Origin of the sequence: Cupriavidus gilardii (assembly GCF_017598945.1) — a bacterium.
Lineage (GTDB): Bacteria > Pseudomonadota > Gammaproteobacteria > Burkholderiales > Burkholderiaceae > Cupriavidus > Cupriavidus gilardii_E.
This window is the reverse complement of record NZ_JAGFTW010000045.1, coordinates 175,468-191,696: the sequence shown is the minus strand read 5'-3', so window position 1 is coordinate 191,696 and position 16,229 is coordinate 175,468. Positions and strand designations below refer to the sequence as shown.

Below are 16,229 nucleotides of genomic sequence, written 5' to 3'. Positions count from 1 at the left end.
GGCGCGGCCGCTGGCCCGTTCCTTGCGTCGATCGGCCCGTCGTCATTTATGTAGTGAATCCTGAATGAAAACAGTGCGCGGCACGCCGTCCGGACGGATGGCCGCACCAGCACTGTGCCGGCCCGGTGCCGGTGCGCCATGCCGTTCCGACGTCCGTTCCACCGTCCATTCCCGCCATCTGGCGACTCGCTCAGCAAAGGAAGAACGATGCACAACCGAATCCGCCCCCAACGACGACTGCGCCGCGCCACCGCCGCCATGGCAGTCACCGTGTCGGCGCTGCTCGGCAGCGCCGCGGCGCTGGCGCAGAACACCATCAAGATCGGCGAGATCAACAGCTACAAGGCGCAGCCGGCGTTTCTCGAGCCGTACAAGCGCGGCTGGGAGATGGCGGTCGACGAGGTCAATGCCGCGGGCGGCGTGCTCGGCAAGAAGCTGGAAGTGGTGTCGCGCGACGATAACGGCAATCCGGGCGATTCGGTGCGGGTGGCCGAGGAACTGGTGGCGCGCGAACGCGTGGCGCTGCTGTTCGGCGGCTTCCTGTCCAATACCGGCCTCGCGCTGACCGACTATGCCAGGCAGCGGCGCGTGTTCTTTCTGGCGGCCGAACCGCTGACCGACAAGATCGTCTGGCAGAACGGCAACCGGTACACCTACCGGCTGCGCCCGTCGACCTATATGCAGGTCGCGATGCTGGTGCCCGAAGCGGCCAGGCTGAAGAAAAAGCGCTGGGCCATCGTCTATCCCAACTACGAGTACGGCCAGTCGGCGGTCGCCACCTTCAAGAAGCTGCTGAAGCAGGCGCAGCCCGATGTGGAATTCGTCGCCGAACAGGCGCCGCCGCTGGGCAAGGTCGACGCCGGCTCGGTGGTGCAGGCGCTGGCCGATGCCAAGCCCGATGCGATCTTCAACGTGCTGTTCGCCGCCGACCTGGGCAAGTTCGTGCGCGAGGGCAATACGCGCGGGCTGTTCGAGGGCCGCGAGGTGGTGTCGCTGCTGACCGGCGAACCGGAATACCTCGACCCGCTGCGCAGCGAGGCGCCGAAGAACTGGATCGTCACCGGCTACCCGTGGTACGCGATCGATACGCCCGAGAACAAGAAGTTCGTCGAGGCCTATCGCAAGAAATTCAACGACACGCCGCGCGTGGGCTCGGTGGTCGGCTACGCCGCCGTCAAGTCGATCGCCGCCGGCCTGAAGAAGGCCGGCAGCACCGACAGCGACAAGCTGGCCGCCGCCTTCTCCGGCCTGAATGTCGACACGCCGATGGGGCCGATCGTCTATCGCCCGCAGGACCATCAATCGACCATGGGCGCCTACGTCGGCCGCACCGGCGTGCGCGACGGCAAGGGCGTGATGACGTCGTTCGTCTACGTGGACGGCGCCAAGGTGCAGCCGAGCGACGCCGAAGTGAAGGCGATGCGGCCGGCGCAATAACAGGGTGCAATAACGCGGCGCAATGTCACGGCGCCAATGTCACGCTGCAATAGGGCGGTGGAACAAGGCAGTGCAATAAGGCGGTGCAATAGAGGCCGGTGCGTCCCGGCTGGAGTCGATTGATGACACTGACAAGCTTGCTGGTCCAGTTGCTGAACGGCCTGGCCGAGGCCTCGACGATGTTCCTGGTGGCCGCCGGGCTGTCGCTGATTTTCGGCGTCACGCGCATCGTCAATTTCGCCCACGGCTCGTTCTTCATGCTGGGCATCTACCTGTCCTATACGGTGCTCAGCCGCATCGGCGAGACCGCCGCGGGCTTCTGGGGCGGTGTGCTGGTGTCGGCGCTGCTGGTCGCCGCGATCGGCGCGCTGGTCGAGTGCCTGATCCTGCGGCGCATCTATCAGGCGCCCGAACTGTTCCAGCTGCTGGCGACCTTCGCGCTGGTGCTGGTGATCAAGGACGCGGCGCTGTTCGTCTGGGGCGCCGAGGACCTGTTCGGCCCGCGCGCGCCCGGCCTGAGCGGCGCGGTCGAGGTGCTGGGCCAGCGCTTCCCGCAATACGATCTGGTGCTGATCGCGATCGGCCCGCTGGTGCTCGGCCTGCTGTGGCTGCTGCTGACGCGTACGCGCTGGGGCAAGCTGCTGCGCGCGGCGACGCAGGACCGCGAGATGGTCGGCGCGCTCGGCATCAATCAGGCCTGGCTGTTCGCCGGCGTATTCGCGCTCGGCTGCTTTCTGGCCGGGCTCGCGGGCGCGCTGCAGGGCCCCCGCGTCCCGGCCAATCTGGCGCTGGATCTGGAGACCATCGGCAGCGCCTTCGTGGTGGTGGTGGTCGGCGGCATGGGCTCGATTCCCGGCGCCTTCCTCGCCGCGCTGTTGATTGCCGAGATCAAGGCGCTGTGCATCGCGCTCGGTACGGTGTCGTTCGGCGGCGTCGAGATCGCGCTGACCAGGATGACGCTGGTGGTCGAGTTCCTGGTGATGGCGGTGATTCTGGTGGTGCGTCCGTGGGGGCTGCTCGGCAAGCCGCAGGCGCCGTCGCGCAATGGCGCCGAGCTCGAGGCCCCGCTGCGCGCGCCAGGCACGGCGGTCAAGCTCGCCGGCGGGCTGGTCGTCGCGGCGCTGCTGCTGGTGCCGCTGCTGGCGCAGGCCTATCCCTATCTGACGGTGCTGCTGGTGGAGATCCTGATCGCGGTGCTGTTCGCCGCCAGCCTGCACTTCATCATGGGACCGGGCGGCCTGCATTCGTTCGGCCATGCCGCCTACTTCGGCCTGGGCGCCTATGCGGCCGCGCTGCTGCTGACGAAATGGCAACTGCCGATGGAGGCCACGCTGCTGCTGGCGCCGCTGGTCGCCTGCGTCGGGGCGGTGGTGTTCGGCTGGTTCTGCGTGCGGCTGTCCGGTACCTATCTGGCGATGCTGACGCTGGCCTTCGCGCAGATCGTGTGGTCGGTGATCTACCAGTGGGACGGTTTCACCGGCGGCAGCAACGGCTTGCTGGGCGTGTGGCCGGCGGGTTGGCTGTCCTCGCCGACCGCGTTCTACTACCTGACCATGGGGCTGTGCTGCCTGTGCGTGCTGGCGCTGCGCCGCATCCTGTTCGCCCCGTTCGGCTACGCGATGCGTGCCGGCCGCGACTCGGCGCTGCGTGCCGAGGCGATCGGCATCGACGTCAAGCGCGTGCAGTGGGTGGCTTTCGCGATTGCCGGCCTGTTCTGCGGCATGGCCGGCGTGCTGTTCGCCTATTCGAAGGGCAGCATCTCGCCGGAGGCGATCAGCGTCGGGCGTTCGGTCGACGGCCTGGTGATGGTGCTGCTCGGCGGCGTGCAGACGCTGGCCGGGCCGCTGGTCGGCGCCTCGGTATTTACCTGGCTGCACGACACCATCGCGCGCGAAACCGAATACTGGCGCGCCCTGCTGGGCGCCACCATGCTGCTGCTGGTGATCCTGTTCCCGGCCGGCCTCGTGGGCTCGCTGCGCAAGCGATTCGTGCACGAGGCCGAGCCTGCGCAGATCGGAACACCTTCCGCGGCGGCCGGCGCGTCGACGTCTTCGTGGCAATCCCCCTCGCTGAAGGAGCCGGCATGACGCTGCTGCAAGTCAGACATCTCGGCAAGGCATTCGGCGGCGTCAAGGCCGTCAGCGACGTGTCGTTCGACCTGCCGGCCGGCCAGCTGCTGGCGCTGCTCGGGCCCAACGGCGCCGGCAAATCGACCTGCTTCAACATGCTGAACGGCCAGCTGAAGCCGGACCAGGGCTCGATCCGCTTCGACGGCCACGAGATCGCCGGCATGCGCCCGCGCGATATCTGGCGGCTTGGCGTTGGCCGCACCTTTCAGATCGCCGCGACCTTCGGCTCGATGACGGTGGTCGAGAACGTGCAGATGGCGATCCTGTCGCGCGAGCGCAAGCTGTTTCAGCTATGGCGCCCGGTGCGCGCGCACCATCGCGACGAGGCGATGGCGCTGCTCGAACAGGTCGGCATGGCCGCCCAGGCCGAACGCGCCTGCGGCGTGCTGGCCTATGGCGACGTCAAGCGCGTCGAGCTGGCCATCGCGCTGGCCAACCGGCCGCGGCTGCTGCTGATGGACGAGCCCACCGCCGGCATGGCCCCCGAGGAGCGCCGGGCCCTGATGGCGCTGACCAAGGAGCTGGTGATCCGGCACCAGCTGTCGGTACTGTTCACCGAGCACAGCATGGATGTGGTGTTCGCCTATGCGGACCGCATGATCGTGCTGGCGCGCGGCCAGCTGATCGCCGAGGGCGACGGCGAGGCAATCCGCAACGATCCGAAGGTGCGCGAAGTGTATTTCGGCACCGGCAAGACCTTCGAAAGCCAGCGCAAGCCAGCGCACGCGACACAGGAGGGCACGGCATGAACGCCGACACGCTGCTGGAAGTGAGCGGACTCAACGCCTTCTACGGCCGCGCGCATATCCTGTTCGACGTCGGGCTCGAGGTGCGGCGCGGCGAGGTGGTCGCGCTGATGGGCCGCAACGGCGCCGGCAAGTCGACCACGATGAAGGCGCTGATGGGCCTGCTCGATCGGGCGCACGGCAGCATCCGCTTCCGTGGGCGCGACCTGGCGCGCGCCAAGCCGTATCAGATCAGCCGCATGGGCATGGGCTTCGTGCCCGAGGACCGGCGTATCTTCACGGACCTGACGGTGATGGAGAACCTCGAGATCGGCAAGCAGCCACCGCGCGCCGATGCGGTCGAATGGACGCCGGAAAAGCTGTTCTCGCTGTTCCCCAATCTGGGCGAGATGCCGCACCGTCCGGGCGGGCAGATGAGCGGCGGCGAGCAGCAGATGCTGACGGTGTCGCGCACGCTGATGGGCAATCCCTATCTGGTGCTGCTCGACGAGCCTTCCGAAGGCGTGGCGCCGGTCATCGTCGAACAGATGGCCCACATGATCCTGGCGCTCAAGCGCGAAGGCATGTCCATCCTGTTGTCCGAGCAGAACCTGCATTTCGCCGAACTGGTCAGCGATCGCGCCTATGTGCTGGAGAACGGCCATATGCGCTATCACGGCACCATGGCGGAACTCGCCGCCAACGACGAGGTTCGGCGCAACTATCTGGCGGTATAGGCGGTATAGGCGGTATAGGCGGTATAGGCGTGTATTGCGGGTATGACGAGGGCCGGCCTCAGTGGCCGGTCTCCTGGATCAGCCGCAGCAGCGCGTCGGGGCTGACCGGCTTGACCAGATGCTGGCCGAAGCCGGCGGCCTTGCTGCGATCGCGGTCGGTGTCCTGGCCGTAGCCGGTCAGCGCGACGAAGCGGCACGGATGGTCGCCGAGCGACTCGCGCAGACGGCGTACCAGTTCGTAGCCGTCCATCACCGGCAGGCCGATGTCGAGCACGGCGACGTCCGGCGCAAAACGCTGGACGATGCGCAGCGCGGAGACCGGGTCGTAGACCACTTCCACGTGATGGCCGTAGGCCTTCAGCAACTGCGCCAGCGCCTGCACCGAATCGACGTTGTCATCGACCAGCAGCACCCGTCGCGCATCGCCGGCGGCAACGGCGGCGCGCTCCTCGCGATGCGCGGCGGCGACCAGTTCCGCGCTGGCCACCGCAGGCAGCCGGATCGTGAACGCGCTGCCGTGGCCCGGCCCTTCGCTGGCCGCGGCGACGCTGCCGCCGTGCAACTCGATCAGATTCTTGACCAGCGCCAGGCCGATGCCCAGCCCGCCCTGCTGCCGGTCGATCTTGCGCGGGCCCTGGTAGAACAGGTCGAACAGATGCGGCAGCATCTCGGCGCCGATCCCGATGCCGTTGTCGCGCACGCGGATCACGATGTCGCCATCGCCATCGCCATCGCCATCGCGCTGCGCCGACAACACGATCTCCCCGCCGATATCGGTGTAGCGCGCCGCATTGGTCAGCAGATTGGCGACCGCCTGCGCCAGCCGCACCGGATCGCCTTGCCAGACCAGCGTGCGGTCCACGTCCATCGACAGCCGATGGCTGCGCTGCTCGAGCAGCCGGCTGGCCATCTCGACCGCCTTGGCCAACACCTCGGCCAGATGGACCGTCTCGATCTTCAACTCGATATTGCCGCGCGTGATGCGCGAGACATCGAGCAGATCGTCGATCAGCCGCACCAGATGATCGACCTGGCGCTCGATGATGGCGCGCTCGCGTTCGGTCTCCGTGGAGCCGCGCATGCGCATCAGCTGCAGCGCGGTGACGATCGGCGAGAGCGGGTTGCGCAGCTCGTGACCCAGCATCGCCAGAAACTCGTCCTTGGCCTGACTGGCGCGTTCCAGTTCGCGCAGCAGCCGCTCGCGCTGCTGCTCCGCAATCTCGCGCGCCACCCGGTCGCTGGCGTCGCGCGTGAAGCAGCGCGTATAGCGCAGCTTGCCGTCCTCGAAGCAGCCGTTCGAATGGATCAGCACCGACTTGATGCTGCCGTCCTTGCAGCGCAGCCGCGCGGGCTGGTCGTACAGCGTCTCGCCGGCCTTCAGGCTGTCCAGGATGTGTTCGATCACCGGGGCATCGGCGTGGAAGTCGGTGATCGGGCGTCCCACGTATTCGTCGTAGCGGTAGCCGAGCATCTGCAGCTCGGCCTGGTTGGCCCACAGGATGGTGCCGTCGGCCGCCACGCGATGCACGCCCTCGGCGGCGTTGTCGAGGAAGTCGGTCAGTTCGATCTCGCGCCGGCGCAACGTGGATTCGGCCCCGCGCAGGCGCTTGACCTCGTTCTCGAGCGCCAGCGCCTTCTGCTGCCATACCGAGGCGCGCAGGTCGGCATCGGCAATCTCCGCGGGTTTGCCGGCGGCGGTCGCGTAGAAGTGGGTGTGGACGTCGCAGACGCAGCGGAAGTGGCGGGCCTGCTCGCTGCTGGCGAAGACGCGGTGCGGATAGGCACACAGCAGCCGGAAGCCATGACGCCCGATCAGATCGTTCCAGAGTTCCTCGAGCCGCAGCGCGGCGTCGTGCAGACCCTGCTCGCACAGCAGCGCCACCATCTCGCCAAACGCATGCAGCGGTGGCGAGCGCTGCGCTTCGGCCGCGACCAGCTCGCCGACGCTTGCCAGAAAGCGCTGCTCGTCCGGCCATCCGTCGACCATGAAGCGGTCCAGCGTCGCCTGCGCCGGCAGCGCGATCAGATTGCCGGTGTACCAGGGCTGTTCGTCGCGGCCGGGGCCAAGGCCGCGCAGCAAGGGCAGCAATGCGTCCAGATGCGCCTCGGTGGCGATCAGGATCGCGCTGCCGCCGCAGCGCAACGCCTCGTCGGCGAACTCCCGCACGTCCGCGATCAGGAGCGAATCCTCGTCGTAGAAGCGGACCAGGTGGGCGGCATCGGGCTTGGCCAGATGCCCCGGGATAACGGCTGACATGGAAGCGGTATGGGGGCGCTGCGGCGTGTAGAGGCTGCCATGATACTGCGCCCGTACGGCCGGTCGGTCAAATCGGCCGGCGATCGTCCGCAAATGCCTGCCGCGGCCGCGGCCGCGCCCGTGGGCCGCCAAAGCCCCGTAGCGAAGCCATGCCCGATATACTCTGCGCAACCCTCCTTCCGATGCCGCCACGCAAAGTGTCCACCTCGTCATCCAACAAGAACAAGACGCCGGTCCCTTCCTACGATTTCACCGATCAGGTCGGCCATCTGTTGCGGCGGGCCTATCAGCGGCATGTCGCGATCTTCCAGCAGACCATTCCCGATTCGCAACTGACCGCGGCGCAGTTCGTGGTGCTGTGCGCGGTCAAGGAACGGCAGTCGTGCTCGCTCAGCGAGATCGTGCGCGCCACGGCGATCGATCAGGCCACCGTGCGCGGCATCATCGAACGGCTGAAGGCGCGCGAACTGATCGCGGTGTCGCACGACCCCAGCGATCGGCGCAAGGTGGTGGTCACCGTCACGCCCGCCGGGTTGGCGCTGATCGACGAGACCATTCCGTTCGCGCACCAGATCACCGAACAGACCTTCGGCGACCTCAATCCGGCCGAGCGCGTCGCGATCACCTATCTGCTGAAGAAGATGAGCGAGTTCGACGAGCGGGAGCCCGGGGCGTAATCGGCTGCGTTCTCAGGCGGCCTCGGTGGCGCGGGGCACCGTCTTCCGTGACAACGCCGCGCGCACCGATTCCGGCGTGAACGGCGGCCGCCGCAGCCGAATGCCGGTGGCATCGAACAGCGCATTGGCCAGTGCCGGCGCGCCGGGCAGCGACGCCGACTCTCCCGCGCCCAGCGGCGCCTCGTGCTGCCTCGGCATCAGCACCACCGAAATCGGCGGCAGCTCGGGGAAGGTCAGCAGCGGATAGCTGCCCCATTCGCGGCTGGCGACGCCATCGGCGTTGAAGCGCACCTGCTCCTTCAGCGAGCGGCTGAGGGTCTGCACCACATTGCCGTGCACCTGATGGCGGACGCCGTCCGGGTTGACCATCATGCCGGTGTCCTGGCCGACCACCACGCGCAGCACGCGGATGTTGCCGCTGTCGGGCTCGACCTCCAGTTCGACGACCCACGCCGACCAGGCCGCGCCAAAGCCGGGGAACTTGCTGTGGATATAGCGGGCATAGGCAATGCCCCGGCCGCGCAGCTTGCCGTCCGCAGCGGGGATGCCGCGCGTACCGCGCTCGCCGTCGCGCCAGCCGGCTTCCTGCGCGACCGCGCGCAGCAGGTCCGCGGCCCGTTCGTCGGGAAGGTGGCGCAGCCGGAAGGCCAGCGGATCGCTGCCGGCCTCGTGCGCCAACTCGTCGATGAAGCACTCGTGCGCGAAGGTATTGGGCAGCGCCGACACGCCACGCAGCCACGCGGCGCGGACGATGGCCGGCGTATCGTCGCAGGCGATGTGCGTGCGCGCATAGTCGTAGGGCGGCACCGCGGTGCGGTCGCCCATCTGCAGCATGCGCGGCGCCGGGTCGATCTTGCCGGTCAGCAGCAGCGCGAGCGTAGGCGCGTCGTTCGACGGATAGCGGCTGACGAAGTCATAGCCGAGCAGCGCGCCGTCGGCGCCCAGCGTGCCCTGTACGTCCATCAGTTGCGCCGCGCCCTTCGGCTCCCACAGATGTTCCTGTTCGCGCGACAGCTGCACGCGCACCGGCTGGCCGACCGCGCGCGACAGCAGCACCGCGTCGGCGCAGACATCGTCCGCACAGTTGCGGCCATAGCAGCCGGCCGCCTCCATCCGCACGATCTCGATCCGGCTTTCGTCGAGGCCGGTCAGGCGCGCCAGGTCGATCCGAAGCACATGCGGGTTCTGCGTGCCGGACCAGACCGTCAGCGCGGTGCCGCGGCCGTCGTCGGACCCGTCTTCGCGCCACTCGGCCACCCCGCAGGAGGGGCCGATCGACGCGTGCATCTGGTAGGGCCACACGTAGCTGCGCTTCAGCGTGGTGGCTGGCTGTGGCTTCTGATGCTGCTGCGCGGAGGCGGGATCGCCATCGGCCCGCAGTTCGCGACGTTTGGCGGGATTGGCACGCAGCGCGGGCTCGGGGTCGTCGAGCGGCGGCAACGGTGGCGCGGCGCGCCATTGCACGCGCAGCCGCCGTGCCGCTTCGATGGCCTGCTCCTCGCGCTGCGCGACCACGCCGACGAAATCGCCGACGATCACGACGTCGATGACGCCAGGCACATCGCGGATCGAATCGCGATCGACCGAGATCAGGCTGCGTCCGACGAAGTCGCCGGCATCGCGTCCCGCATACGGGGGACGAATCACGCGGCCATGCAGCATGCCGGGCACGCGCACGTCATGGACAAAGGTCAGCGCGCCGGTGGCCTTGGCCGGAATATCCACGCGCGGCGCGGCCTTGCCGACCACGCGATAGTCGCTGGCCGGCTTGGTCGCGACCTCGTCGGCCAGCGGCAGTTCGATATGCTCGTCGCCGAGCAGGGCAGCGTAGGGCAGCCCGGCTTCGTCCCGCATATCGGCATTGGTCGGACGGAGGCGAACGCAGCCCTCTTCCACCATCAGGCTGTCGACATCCACGCCCATACGCTCGGCGGCGCGCGCCAGCAGAAACGCCCGCGCCTGCGCCGCGGCACGGCGCAGCGGTTGCGCGGAAATCTGGATGGTCGCGCTGGCGATGGTCGGCCCCTGATTGGGGGTGGCGTCCGTATGCCCCAGCACCATGCGCACCGACGCGAGCGGCACGTCCAGCTCCTCGGCGACGATCTGCGCGAGCGCGGTGCGGATGCCCGTGCCGAGATCGACGTGGCCATTGAAGGCCAGCACCTCGCCATCGGCGCGCACCGCAACGAAGACATCCGGCAGCGCCGGCACATAGTCGGATGCCGCGCCGGGTTGGCCGGGCGCGGGTTTGGGCGCCGCCTGCGCGGCGCGCGTGATCAGCAGCACGCCGCGCGCCTGCGCCAGGGCCAGTCTTAGAGCGCGTGGAGAGTCATCGTGGTGCATCGGCATTTCGTTCGTTTTCCTTCGATGGCGGGTGCGCCGCCATGGCCCCGCAACGGTCTCGCACAGCGCGAAAGGCGTGCGGCTGCGGGCACCTTCGACAGTTATACTGGCAGCTTCGCAACGCCAGATCCTCGCAACCGACGACATGACCACCGCGACGGCAAGAACCAGGGCAGCGGCCGGCACGCGGGCCAGGCAAGCCCAGGATACGCGCGCCAAGATCCTCAAGGCGGCCATCAAGGTTTTCGCCGAGCGCGGCTACGACGGTGGGCGGGTCGAGCGCATCTCGTCGCTCGCCAAGACCTACGACCGGATGATCTACTACTACTTCGGCAGCAAGGAAAAGCTGTTCGTCGAAGTGCTCGAGACCATCTACACGCAGCTGAACGAGGCCGAGCAGGCGCTGGAGCTCGATCCGGACAATCCGGTGCGTGCGCTGATGCAGCTGACCGACTTCGTCTGGCACTACTATCTGGACCACCCGGAGTTCGTCGCGATCCTGACCAGCGAGAACATCAGCCAGGGCCGGCATGCGAAGAAGTCGGGCCGCCTGAAGGAAATCTCCAGCTATGCGTTGTCGGTGCTCGACGGCGTGCTCGAGCGCGGCAAGGCCAGCGGCCACTTCCAGCCCGAGGTCCGCGCCCGCGACATCTATCTGGTGATCGCTTCGCTGGGCTACTTCTACAACTCCAACCACCATACGCTGAGCGCGTTCCTGGGCGAGCCGATGATGAGCAAGCCCGCGCTCGAGCACTGGCGCAACGTGATGCAGCACACCGTGCTGAACGCGGTGTGCCGGCCCTCGATTGCCGCGGAGCATGCCGGGACGGTGGAGCCGCCTGCCGTGCCGCGCGCCAGCAAGGCCGCGCGCAAGCCGGCACGCAAGACCGCGCAGAGCGCTCGCGTGGCGGCGGCCGGTTGAGGCGCGGCGCATCGGCGGTCTCCGGCGGTCCGTCGCCGCGCTAGCGGCCCTGCGCCGCGGCTGTTGCCGCGATGGCCGCCAGCGCCTCGTCCCGCGGCATCACGGTGGCGTACTTCTGCTCCATGTCGAACAGATTGGCCTGATGCGGGCCCAGCGCGCGGTCGCCAACGCAATCGGACAGCACCAGCGGGCGAAAGCCGTACGACATCGCGTCGACCACGCTGGCGCGTACGCAGCCGCTGGTGACGCAGCCCGCCACCAGCAGCGTGCGCACGCCGCGATGCGCGAGCCACGCGGCCAGCGAGGTCCCGAAGAACGCCGACGGCACCGTCTTGCGCACCACCAGTTCGCCGTCGCGCGGCGCCAGCTGCGGCACGATCGCGCTGTTGTGGCTGTCCTCCCTCAACGTCAGCATGCCGGGCACCTTCTGCGTGAAGACGTTGCGATCGGCGCCGTCGTCGGCAAAGACGATGCGCGTATGCGCGATCGGCCAGCGCTGTTCGCGCGCCGCGGCCAGCAGCGGCCCGGTGTTGGCGATCGCCTCGGCGATATTGCCGCCGCCGAATACTTCCGGGTCGGCGAAGCCGTTGACGAAGTCGATGATCAACAGGCCGAACGGCGCGGCGAGCTCCATGGTCGCGCCAAAGCCCTGGCGCTGGTACGTCGACACTTCATCCTGCATGTCAGGCTCCGTTGGTCCCGTTGGTTCGATAGTCGAAGGCTCGCTGCATCGGCGCGCCGCCATCCATCACGCGGCCGCGCTCGACCACCGTCTCGCCATCGAGGCTGACAGTGGAATGGCGCACCGGAATGTCGATGTGGCAGGCAGTGGTGCGGCTGCCGCCGGCCTCGTTGTTCGGGCCGAACGAGCACAGGAAATTGCCTTCGTAGGCGCGTGCGTCCATGCCGATGGTCGCCTCTCGGTCGTACATCGCCAGCGTGGACCAGCGCGCCCGCGGCTGCAGGCCCCAGCCGATGTGCGACATCGCATAGGCCTCCGGGTCGTTGAACGAGGCCATGTAGTCGGCCAGCAGCTCGGCATCGAGCTCGCCATCGATCGACGTGACGTAGCCGTTCTCGACCGTGATGTCGATCGGTGCCTGGATGTAGGACTTCATCGGCAGCAGGATGTCGCCGCGGTCGAGCACGACGCGGCCGTTGGTGCCGCCTTCGTTGGGCCAGGTCAGCACGAAGCCGCTGGGCCAGTGGTCCCAGCGGCCCGGTTCGTCGACGAAGCCGTATTCGCTGATGGCCGGGAATTCGCCGAGCGCGCAGCGCAGGTCGGTGCCGGCGTCGGAGACGACATGCATCTCGCGCGCCCGCGACAGCCGCGCGGTGGCGGCGCGCACGCGGGTGCGGTCCGCCTCGGTCGGCACCAGCCGTACCAGCACCTCGGGCGGCTCGACCGCCAACAGGATTTTGGTGCCGGTGGCGAGGATCTCGTGCTGCTCGGGCGAGAACAGCAGCGTCATCAGGTCGAGCACCAGGTCGCTGGCTTTAAGCGCGGCGATCGCGGCCGGATTGCCGGTCAGCGGCGTGGTGCCCAGATACGCCAGCGAATCGCGGCTCAGAGCTTTCTCCGCGTTGACCGGCGGCAGATCGAGCCGGTTGACGATGGCGCCCATCGACGAGGCCGCCAGCAGCGCAGTGCGCATCGTCTGCGGATGCGTGGCGGCGCTGGTCAGCACGGTGACGCTCTGGCCCGGCTGCAGCTTCGACAGCGTCAGCACCTGCTTCCAGGCTTGCGTCAGATCATGATCGCTTACCGGCATGCGTTCTCCTTGATCGATGAGTCGGTGAGTCGGTGAGTCGGTGAGTCGGTGAAGGGTAGGGCGAGGCGCTCATGCCTGCAGCGGCGCGCCGAGGAAATCGCCGAAGGCGCGATAGAAGCCGTCTTCGTCGTCCCACGGAATCATGTGGCCCGCATCGGGTACATGGGCGACTTGTACCTGCGGCATCAGCCCGCGGATTTCCTCGACGTCCTCCGGCCGGATCACGTCGCCGCGGCCGGCCACCATCAGCAGCGCCGGCACGGTGACATGCGGCATGTCCGCATGCACGTCGTCCTGATGGAAACCGTCGAAGCTGGCCACCACCGCGCGCTCGTCGCAGGTGTGCAGCCATTCGGCGCGCAGCCGCAGCTGCGCCTCCGTCCAGGTGGGGCAGAAGGCGCGCATGCCGTCGACATCGATGCCGCGGCGTGCCAGCCGGATCGAGTCGACATACCACGGCAGTTGCGAGGGATAGGGCCGGCGGCCGGGGCCGGACACCGGCGGATCGATCATCGCCAGCCGCACCAGACCCGTGGGCCTGGCGCGCGCCGCGCGCAGGCCGATGCGGCCGCCCATCGAATGGCCCACCACGCTGTAGCGTTTCAGGCCGAGGGCGTCGGCGAAGGCGATCACGTCGGCCGCCTGCGCATCGAGGCTGTAGTCCAGCGCGTCGCTGGCCTCGGACAGGCCGCGGCCCCGCACATCCAGCACATAGGTATCGAACCGGCGGCCGAAGCGTTCGCCGACGAAGCCCCAGGTGATCGCCGGGCTGGTGATGCCCGGCACGACGATGACCGGGTCGCGTGCATCGCGGCCTTCGCCTGGGCCGCCATAGCGCAGATAGTGTTGGCGGATGCCGTTGGCGAAGACGTTGCCGCCGTAGAGAAAGGATGTCGTCATGGCTGTCTCCGCGCCGCTCAGTACGCGCCCGACAGCAGCGTGCCGCCGCCCGGCACCACGGCCTCCAGGTCCAGCGCCTTGAGCATCGCGTAGGTCGTCGCGACCGCGGCGGTAATGACCGGCTTGCCGGTCATCGCCTCGACCTTTTCCACTACCGGCAGCGAAGGCATCTGCACGCACGCCGACAGCACCACGGCATCGACATCGCGCGTATTCATCTGCGCGACGATGGCCGGAAGTCGATTCGGATCGTGGCGTCCGACCTCGAGGTTGTCCGGAATCTCCAGTGCGCGCCAGTCGACGACCTCGTAGCCCTCGTGCTGGATGTAGTCGACCACCAGCTCGGTCAGCGGCTTCATGTAGGGCGCCACCAGCGCGATGCGCTTTGCGCCGATCACCTTCAGCGCGTTGACCAGCGCGCCGGCGCTGGTCACCACGGGCGCGGTGCCGTCGTTCTCCGCGGTGCGCGACTGCAGGCGCTTCTCCGACACGCGGTGATAGCCGCGCCCCATCGACATGATCGCGACCAGGCAGGCGTAGCCCAGCACGTCGACCCGCGCATCGCTGAGCTCGACCGCACAGCGGTCCGACTCGGCATCCATTGCCGCGAGCTCCTCCTTCTTGACGGTCTTCATCCGCATCCGGCTCGAATGAAAGGTGAAGCGTTCCGGCCTGACCAGCTGGCGCGCCGCCAGCATCGCGGGTATCTCGGTTTCCATGGTGGTGTTGGAGCTCGGCACGATCTGGCCGATCCGGAAGACTTTCTGCACTGTCGACTCCGTTTGTCAGTAGAGGGGGCGCGTCTCGGCAAGCCGTCTGCGTCTGCCGGATCATTGTAGTGTACACACTGTATTACGACAACCTTCTCGCTGACCGTGCCGAATGCACCATTTTAGTAAGTGCTAACCGAACGAAAAACTTGGATGGTGCACGATATCACGCATTTGGCGCATTGCAATGTACGGTTCACTTTCATACCTAGGGATTACACCGAGTCGGCGCATTCCGGCTTTACGCAAAAAAATATGGTGTGTACACTCAATTTCAATCGCTGGCCCCGGCCGGCGCGAACCGTGTTTGATGGAAGTGATGGCCAGGAGAAAAACGTGCAAGGCAAACCTCGGATCGCCGTGATCGGTGCAGGACTGGGAGGAACGGCCGCGGCCGCGCTGCTGCAGCGTGAGGGTTTCAACGTCAGGCTGTATGAACAGGCACCGGCGTTCTCGCGGCTTGGCGCCGGCATCCATGTCGGACCCAACGTGATGAAGATCATGCGCAGGATCGGCATCGAGGACGGACTCAATGCGATGGGCTGCCATCCCGACTATTGGTACAGCCGTGACTGGAAGACCGGCGAGGTGATCGCGCAGATCCCGCTCGGCGACTACGCGGTGTCCCATTACGGCGCCACCTACCTGACGGTGCACCGCGGCGACTTCCATGCGCTGCTGACCGATGCGGTCGAGCCGGGCACGCTGCTGTTCGACAAGAAGCTGACGCAGGTCGAGGACCTGGGCGAGGTGGTGCGGCTGCGCTTTGCCGACGGCACCGTCGAGGAGGCCGATATCGTGATCGGCGCCGACGGCGTCAATTCGAAGATCCGCGAAACACTGCTGGGCGCCGAGCCGCCCAAGTACACCGGCTATATCGCGCACCGCGCGGTGTTCCCGATTTCGCGCGTCAAGGGCTTCACGCACGACCGCTGCACCAAGTGGTGGTCCGACGACCGCCACATGATGGTCTACTTCGATACCAGCAAGCTCGACGAGATCTACTACGTGACGGGCGTGCCCGAGCCGACCTGGGACATGAGCAAGAGCTGGCTGCCGAGCAGCATCGAGGAAATGCGGGCAGCGTTCGACGGCTGGCACCAGGGCGTGCAATCGCTGATCGACGGCACGGTCGAGGTCACCAAGTGGCCGCTGCTCGAGCGCGATCCGCTGCCGCTGTGGAGCCGTGGCCGAATGGTGCTGCTGGGCGATGCCTGCCATCCGATGAAGCCGCATATGGCCCAGGGCGCGGCGATGGCGATCGAGGACGCGGCGATGCTGACGCGCTGCTTCGCCGAGGCCGGGCTCGACGACTTCGGCACGACCTTTGCGTTGTACGAAGCCAACCGCGCCGAGCGCGCCAGCAAGGTGCAACGCGTCTCGCACGAGAACACCTGGCTGCGCACCAACGAGAATCCGGACTGGTGCTTCGGCTACGATGTGTTCGAGGTACCGCTGGTCGAGCCCGCCCGCGCGGCAGCCAGCCCGGCCACCGCGGCCGCCGCGGCCTGAGCGCAGGCATCGCGCGGGCCCTCGGGCCCGCCGGCGCGGTCCGGCCGG

Annotated in this window: 13 protein-coding genes; 7 read left to right on the top strand and 6 right to left on the bottom strand. The window is 67.8% G+C overall.

Going from position 1 to position 16,229, the window contains the following annotated elements; all coding sequences use genetic code 11:
* Positions 1 to 258 precede the first annotated feature (258 nt).
* From J5T34_RS16880 to J5T34_RS16865, 4 genes are all read left to right on the top strand, one after another.
* Entirely contained in the window at positions 259 to 1,437 is a 1,179-nt protein-coding gene (locus J5T34_RS16880; RefSeq protein ID WP_244259018.1) for an ABC transporter substrate-binding protein, read from the top strand.
* 122 nt (positions 1,438 to 1,559) lie between these two features.
* Positions 1,560 to 3,524, top strand: coding sequence for an ABC transporter permease (locus tag J5T34_RS16875; protein ID WP_208580949.1), 1,965 nt, complete (start codon positions 1,560 to 1,562; stop codon positions 3,522 to 3,524).
* Positions 3,521 to 4,315 (top strand): ABC transporter ATP-binding protein, encoded by a 795-nt coding sequence (locus J5T34_RS16870; RefSeq protein ID WP_208580947.1) that lies wholly within the window; start codon positions 3,521 to 3,523, stop codon positions 4,313 to 4,315. Before J5T34_RS16875 ends, J5T34_RS16870 begins: the two co-directional genes overlap by 4 nt.
* Positions 4,312 to 5,028 (top strand): ABC transporter ATP-binding protein, encoded by a 717-nt coding sequence (locus J5T34_RS16865; RefSeq protein WP_208580945.1) that lies wholly within the window; start codon positions 4,312 to 4,314, stop codon positions 5,026 to 5,028. Before J5T34_RS16870 ends, J5T34_RS16865 begins: the two co-directional genes overlap by 4 nt.
* A gap of 58 nt (positions 5,029 to 5,086) precedes the next feature.
* On the opposite strand, the gene J5T34_RS16860 is transcribed toward J5T34_RS16865, so the two are convergent.
* Entirely contained in the window at positions 5,087 to 7,285 is a 2,199-nt protein-coding gene (locus J5T34_RS16860) for a hybrid sensor histidine kinase/response regulator (RefSeq protein WP_208580943.1), read from the bottom strand.
* Positions 7,286 to 7,467: 182 nt separating this feature from the next.
* Here J5T34_RS16860 and J5T34_RS16855 point away from each other — a divergent pair, with 182 nt between their 5' ends.
* On the top strand, positions 7,468 to 7,962 hold the full coding sequence (locus tag J5T34_RS16855; protein WP_006577596.1) for a MarR family winged helix-turn-helix transcriptional regulator: 495 nt from the start codon (positions 7,468 to 7,470) through the stop codon (positions 7,960 to 7,962).
* A gap of 12 nt (positions 7,963 to 7,974) precedes the next feature.
* Here J5T34_RS16855 and J5T34_RS16850 read toward each other — a convergent pair whose 3' ends face one another.
* On the bottom strand, positions 7,975 to 10,311 hold the full coding sequence (locus J5T34_RS16850; RefSeq protein WP_208580941.1) for a xanthine dehydrogenase family protein molybdopterin-binding subunit: 2,337 nt from the start codon (positions 10,309 to 10,311) through the stop codon (positions 7,975 to 7,977).
* Between the two features lie 139 nt (positions 10,312 to 10,450).
* Between J5T34_RS16850 and J5T34_RS16845 the strand changes: the two genes are divergently transcribed.
* Complete coding sequence (locus J5T34_RS16845; protein WP_208580939.1) at positions 10,451 to 11,227, top strand: TetR/AcrR family transcriptional regulator; 777 nt, start codon at positions 10,451 to 10,453, stop codon at positions 11,225 to 11,227.
* Between the two features lie 40 nt (positions 11,228 to 11,267).
* Here J5T34_RS16845 and J5T34_RS16840 read toward each other — a convergent pair whose 3' ends face one another.
* From J5T34_RS16840 to J5T34_RS16825, 4 genes are all read right to left on the bottom strand, one after another.
* The gene (locus tag J5T34_RS16840) at positions 11,268 to 11,909 is read right to left on the bottom strand and encodes an N-carbamoylsarcosine amidohydrolase (protein WP_208580937.1); all 642 of its coding nucleotides are present in this window, start codon (positions 11,907 to 11,909) and stop codon (positions 11,268 to 11,270) included.
* Between the two features lies 1 nt (position 11,910).
* On the bottom strand, positions 11,911 to 12,999 hold the full coding sequence (locus tag J5T34_RS16835) for a 2,5-dihydroxypyridine 5,6-dioxygenase (protein ID WP_208580935.1): 1,089 nt from the start codon (positions 12,997 to 12,999) through the stop codon (positions 11,911 to 11,913).
* 69 nt (positions 13,000 to 13,068) lie between these two features.
* Positions 13,069 to 13,899, bottom strand: coding sequence for an alpha/beta fold hydrolase (locus J5T34_RS16830; protein ID WP_208580933.1), 831 nt, complete (start codon positions 13,897 to 13,899; stop codon positions 13,069 to 13,071).
* A 17-nt stretch (positions 13,900 to 13,916) separates the two neighbouring features.
* The gene (locus tag J5T34_RS16825) at positions 13,917 to 14,669 is read right to left on the bottom strand and encodes a maleate cis-trans isomerase family protein (RefSeq protein WP_432207677.1); all 753 of its coding nucleotides are present in this window, start codon (positions 14,667 to 14,669) and stop codon (positions 13,917 to 13,919) included.
* Between the two features lie 336 nt (positions 14,670 to 15,005).
* Here J5T34_RS16825 and J5T34_RS16820 point away from each other — a divergent pair, with 336 nt between their 5' ends.
* Positions 15,006 to 16,181 carry an FAD-dependent monooxygenase gene (locus J5T34_RS16820; RefSeq protein WP_208580931.1) on the top strand — a complete coding sequence of 392 codons (1,176 nt, stop codon included), beginning with the start codon at positions 15,006 to 15,008 and terminating at the stop codon, positions 16,179 to 16,181.
* Positions 16,182 to 16,229: the final 48 nt, after the last annotated feature.

Excerpts from the sequence above, each read along its gene's own strand:
- J5T34_RS16880 (WP_244259018.1), top strand. The coding sequence starts at position 259 with ATGGCAGTCACCGTGTCGGCGCTGCTCGGCAGCGCCGCGGCGCTGGCG.
- J5T34_RS16875 (WP_208580949.1), top strand. The coding sequence starts at position 1,560 with ATGACACTGACAAGCTTGCTGGTCCAGTTGCTGAACGGCCTGGCCGAG.
- J5T34_RS16870 (WP_208580947.1), top strand. The coding sequence starts at position 3,521 with ATGACGCTGCTGCAAGTCAGACATCTCGGCAAGGCATTCGGCGGCGTC.
- J5T34_RS16865 (WP_208580945.1), top strand. The coding sequence starts at position 4,312 with ATGAACGCCGACACGCTGCTGGAAGTGAGCGGACTCAACGCCTTCTAC.
- J5T34_RS16860 (WP_208580943.1), bottom strand. The coding sequence starts at position 7,285 with ATGTCAGCCGTTATCCCGGGGCATCTGGCCAAGCCCGATGCCGCCCAC.
- J5T34_RS16855 (WP_006577596.1), top strand. The coding sequence starts at position 7,468 with ATGCCGCCACGCAAAGTGTCCACCTCGTCATCCAACAAGAACAAGACG.
- J5T34_RS16850 (WP_208580941.1), bottom strand. The coding sequence starts at position 10,311 with ATGCCGATGCACCACGATGACTCTCCACGCGCTCTAAGACTGGCCCTG.
- J5T34_RS16845 (WP_208580939.1), top strand. The coding sequence starts at position 10,451 with ATGACCACCGCGACGGCAAGAACCAGGGCAGCGGCCGGCACGCGGGCC.
- J5T34_RS16840 (WP_208580937.1), bottom strand. The coding sequence starts at position 11,909 with ATGCAGGATGAAGTGTCGACGTACCAGCGCCAGGGCTTTGGCGCGACC.
- J5T34_RS16835 (WP_208580935.1), bottom strand. The coding sequence starts at position 12,999 with ATGCCGGTAAGCGATCATGATCTGACGCAAGCCTGGAAGCAGGTGCTG.
- J5T34_RS16830 (WP_208580933.1), bottom strand. The coding sequence starts at position 13,899 with ATGACGACATCCTTTCTCTACGGCGGCAACGTCTTCGCCAACGGCATC.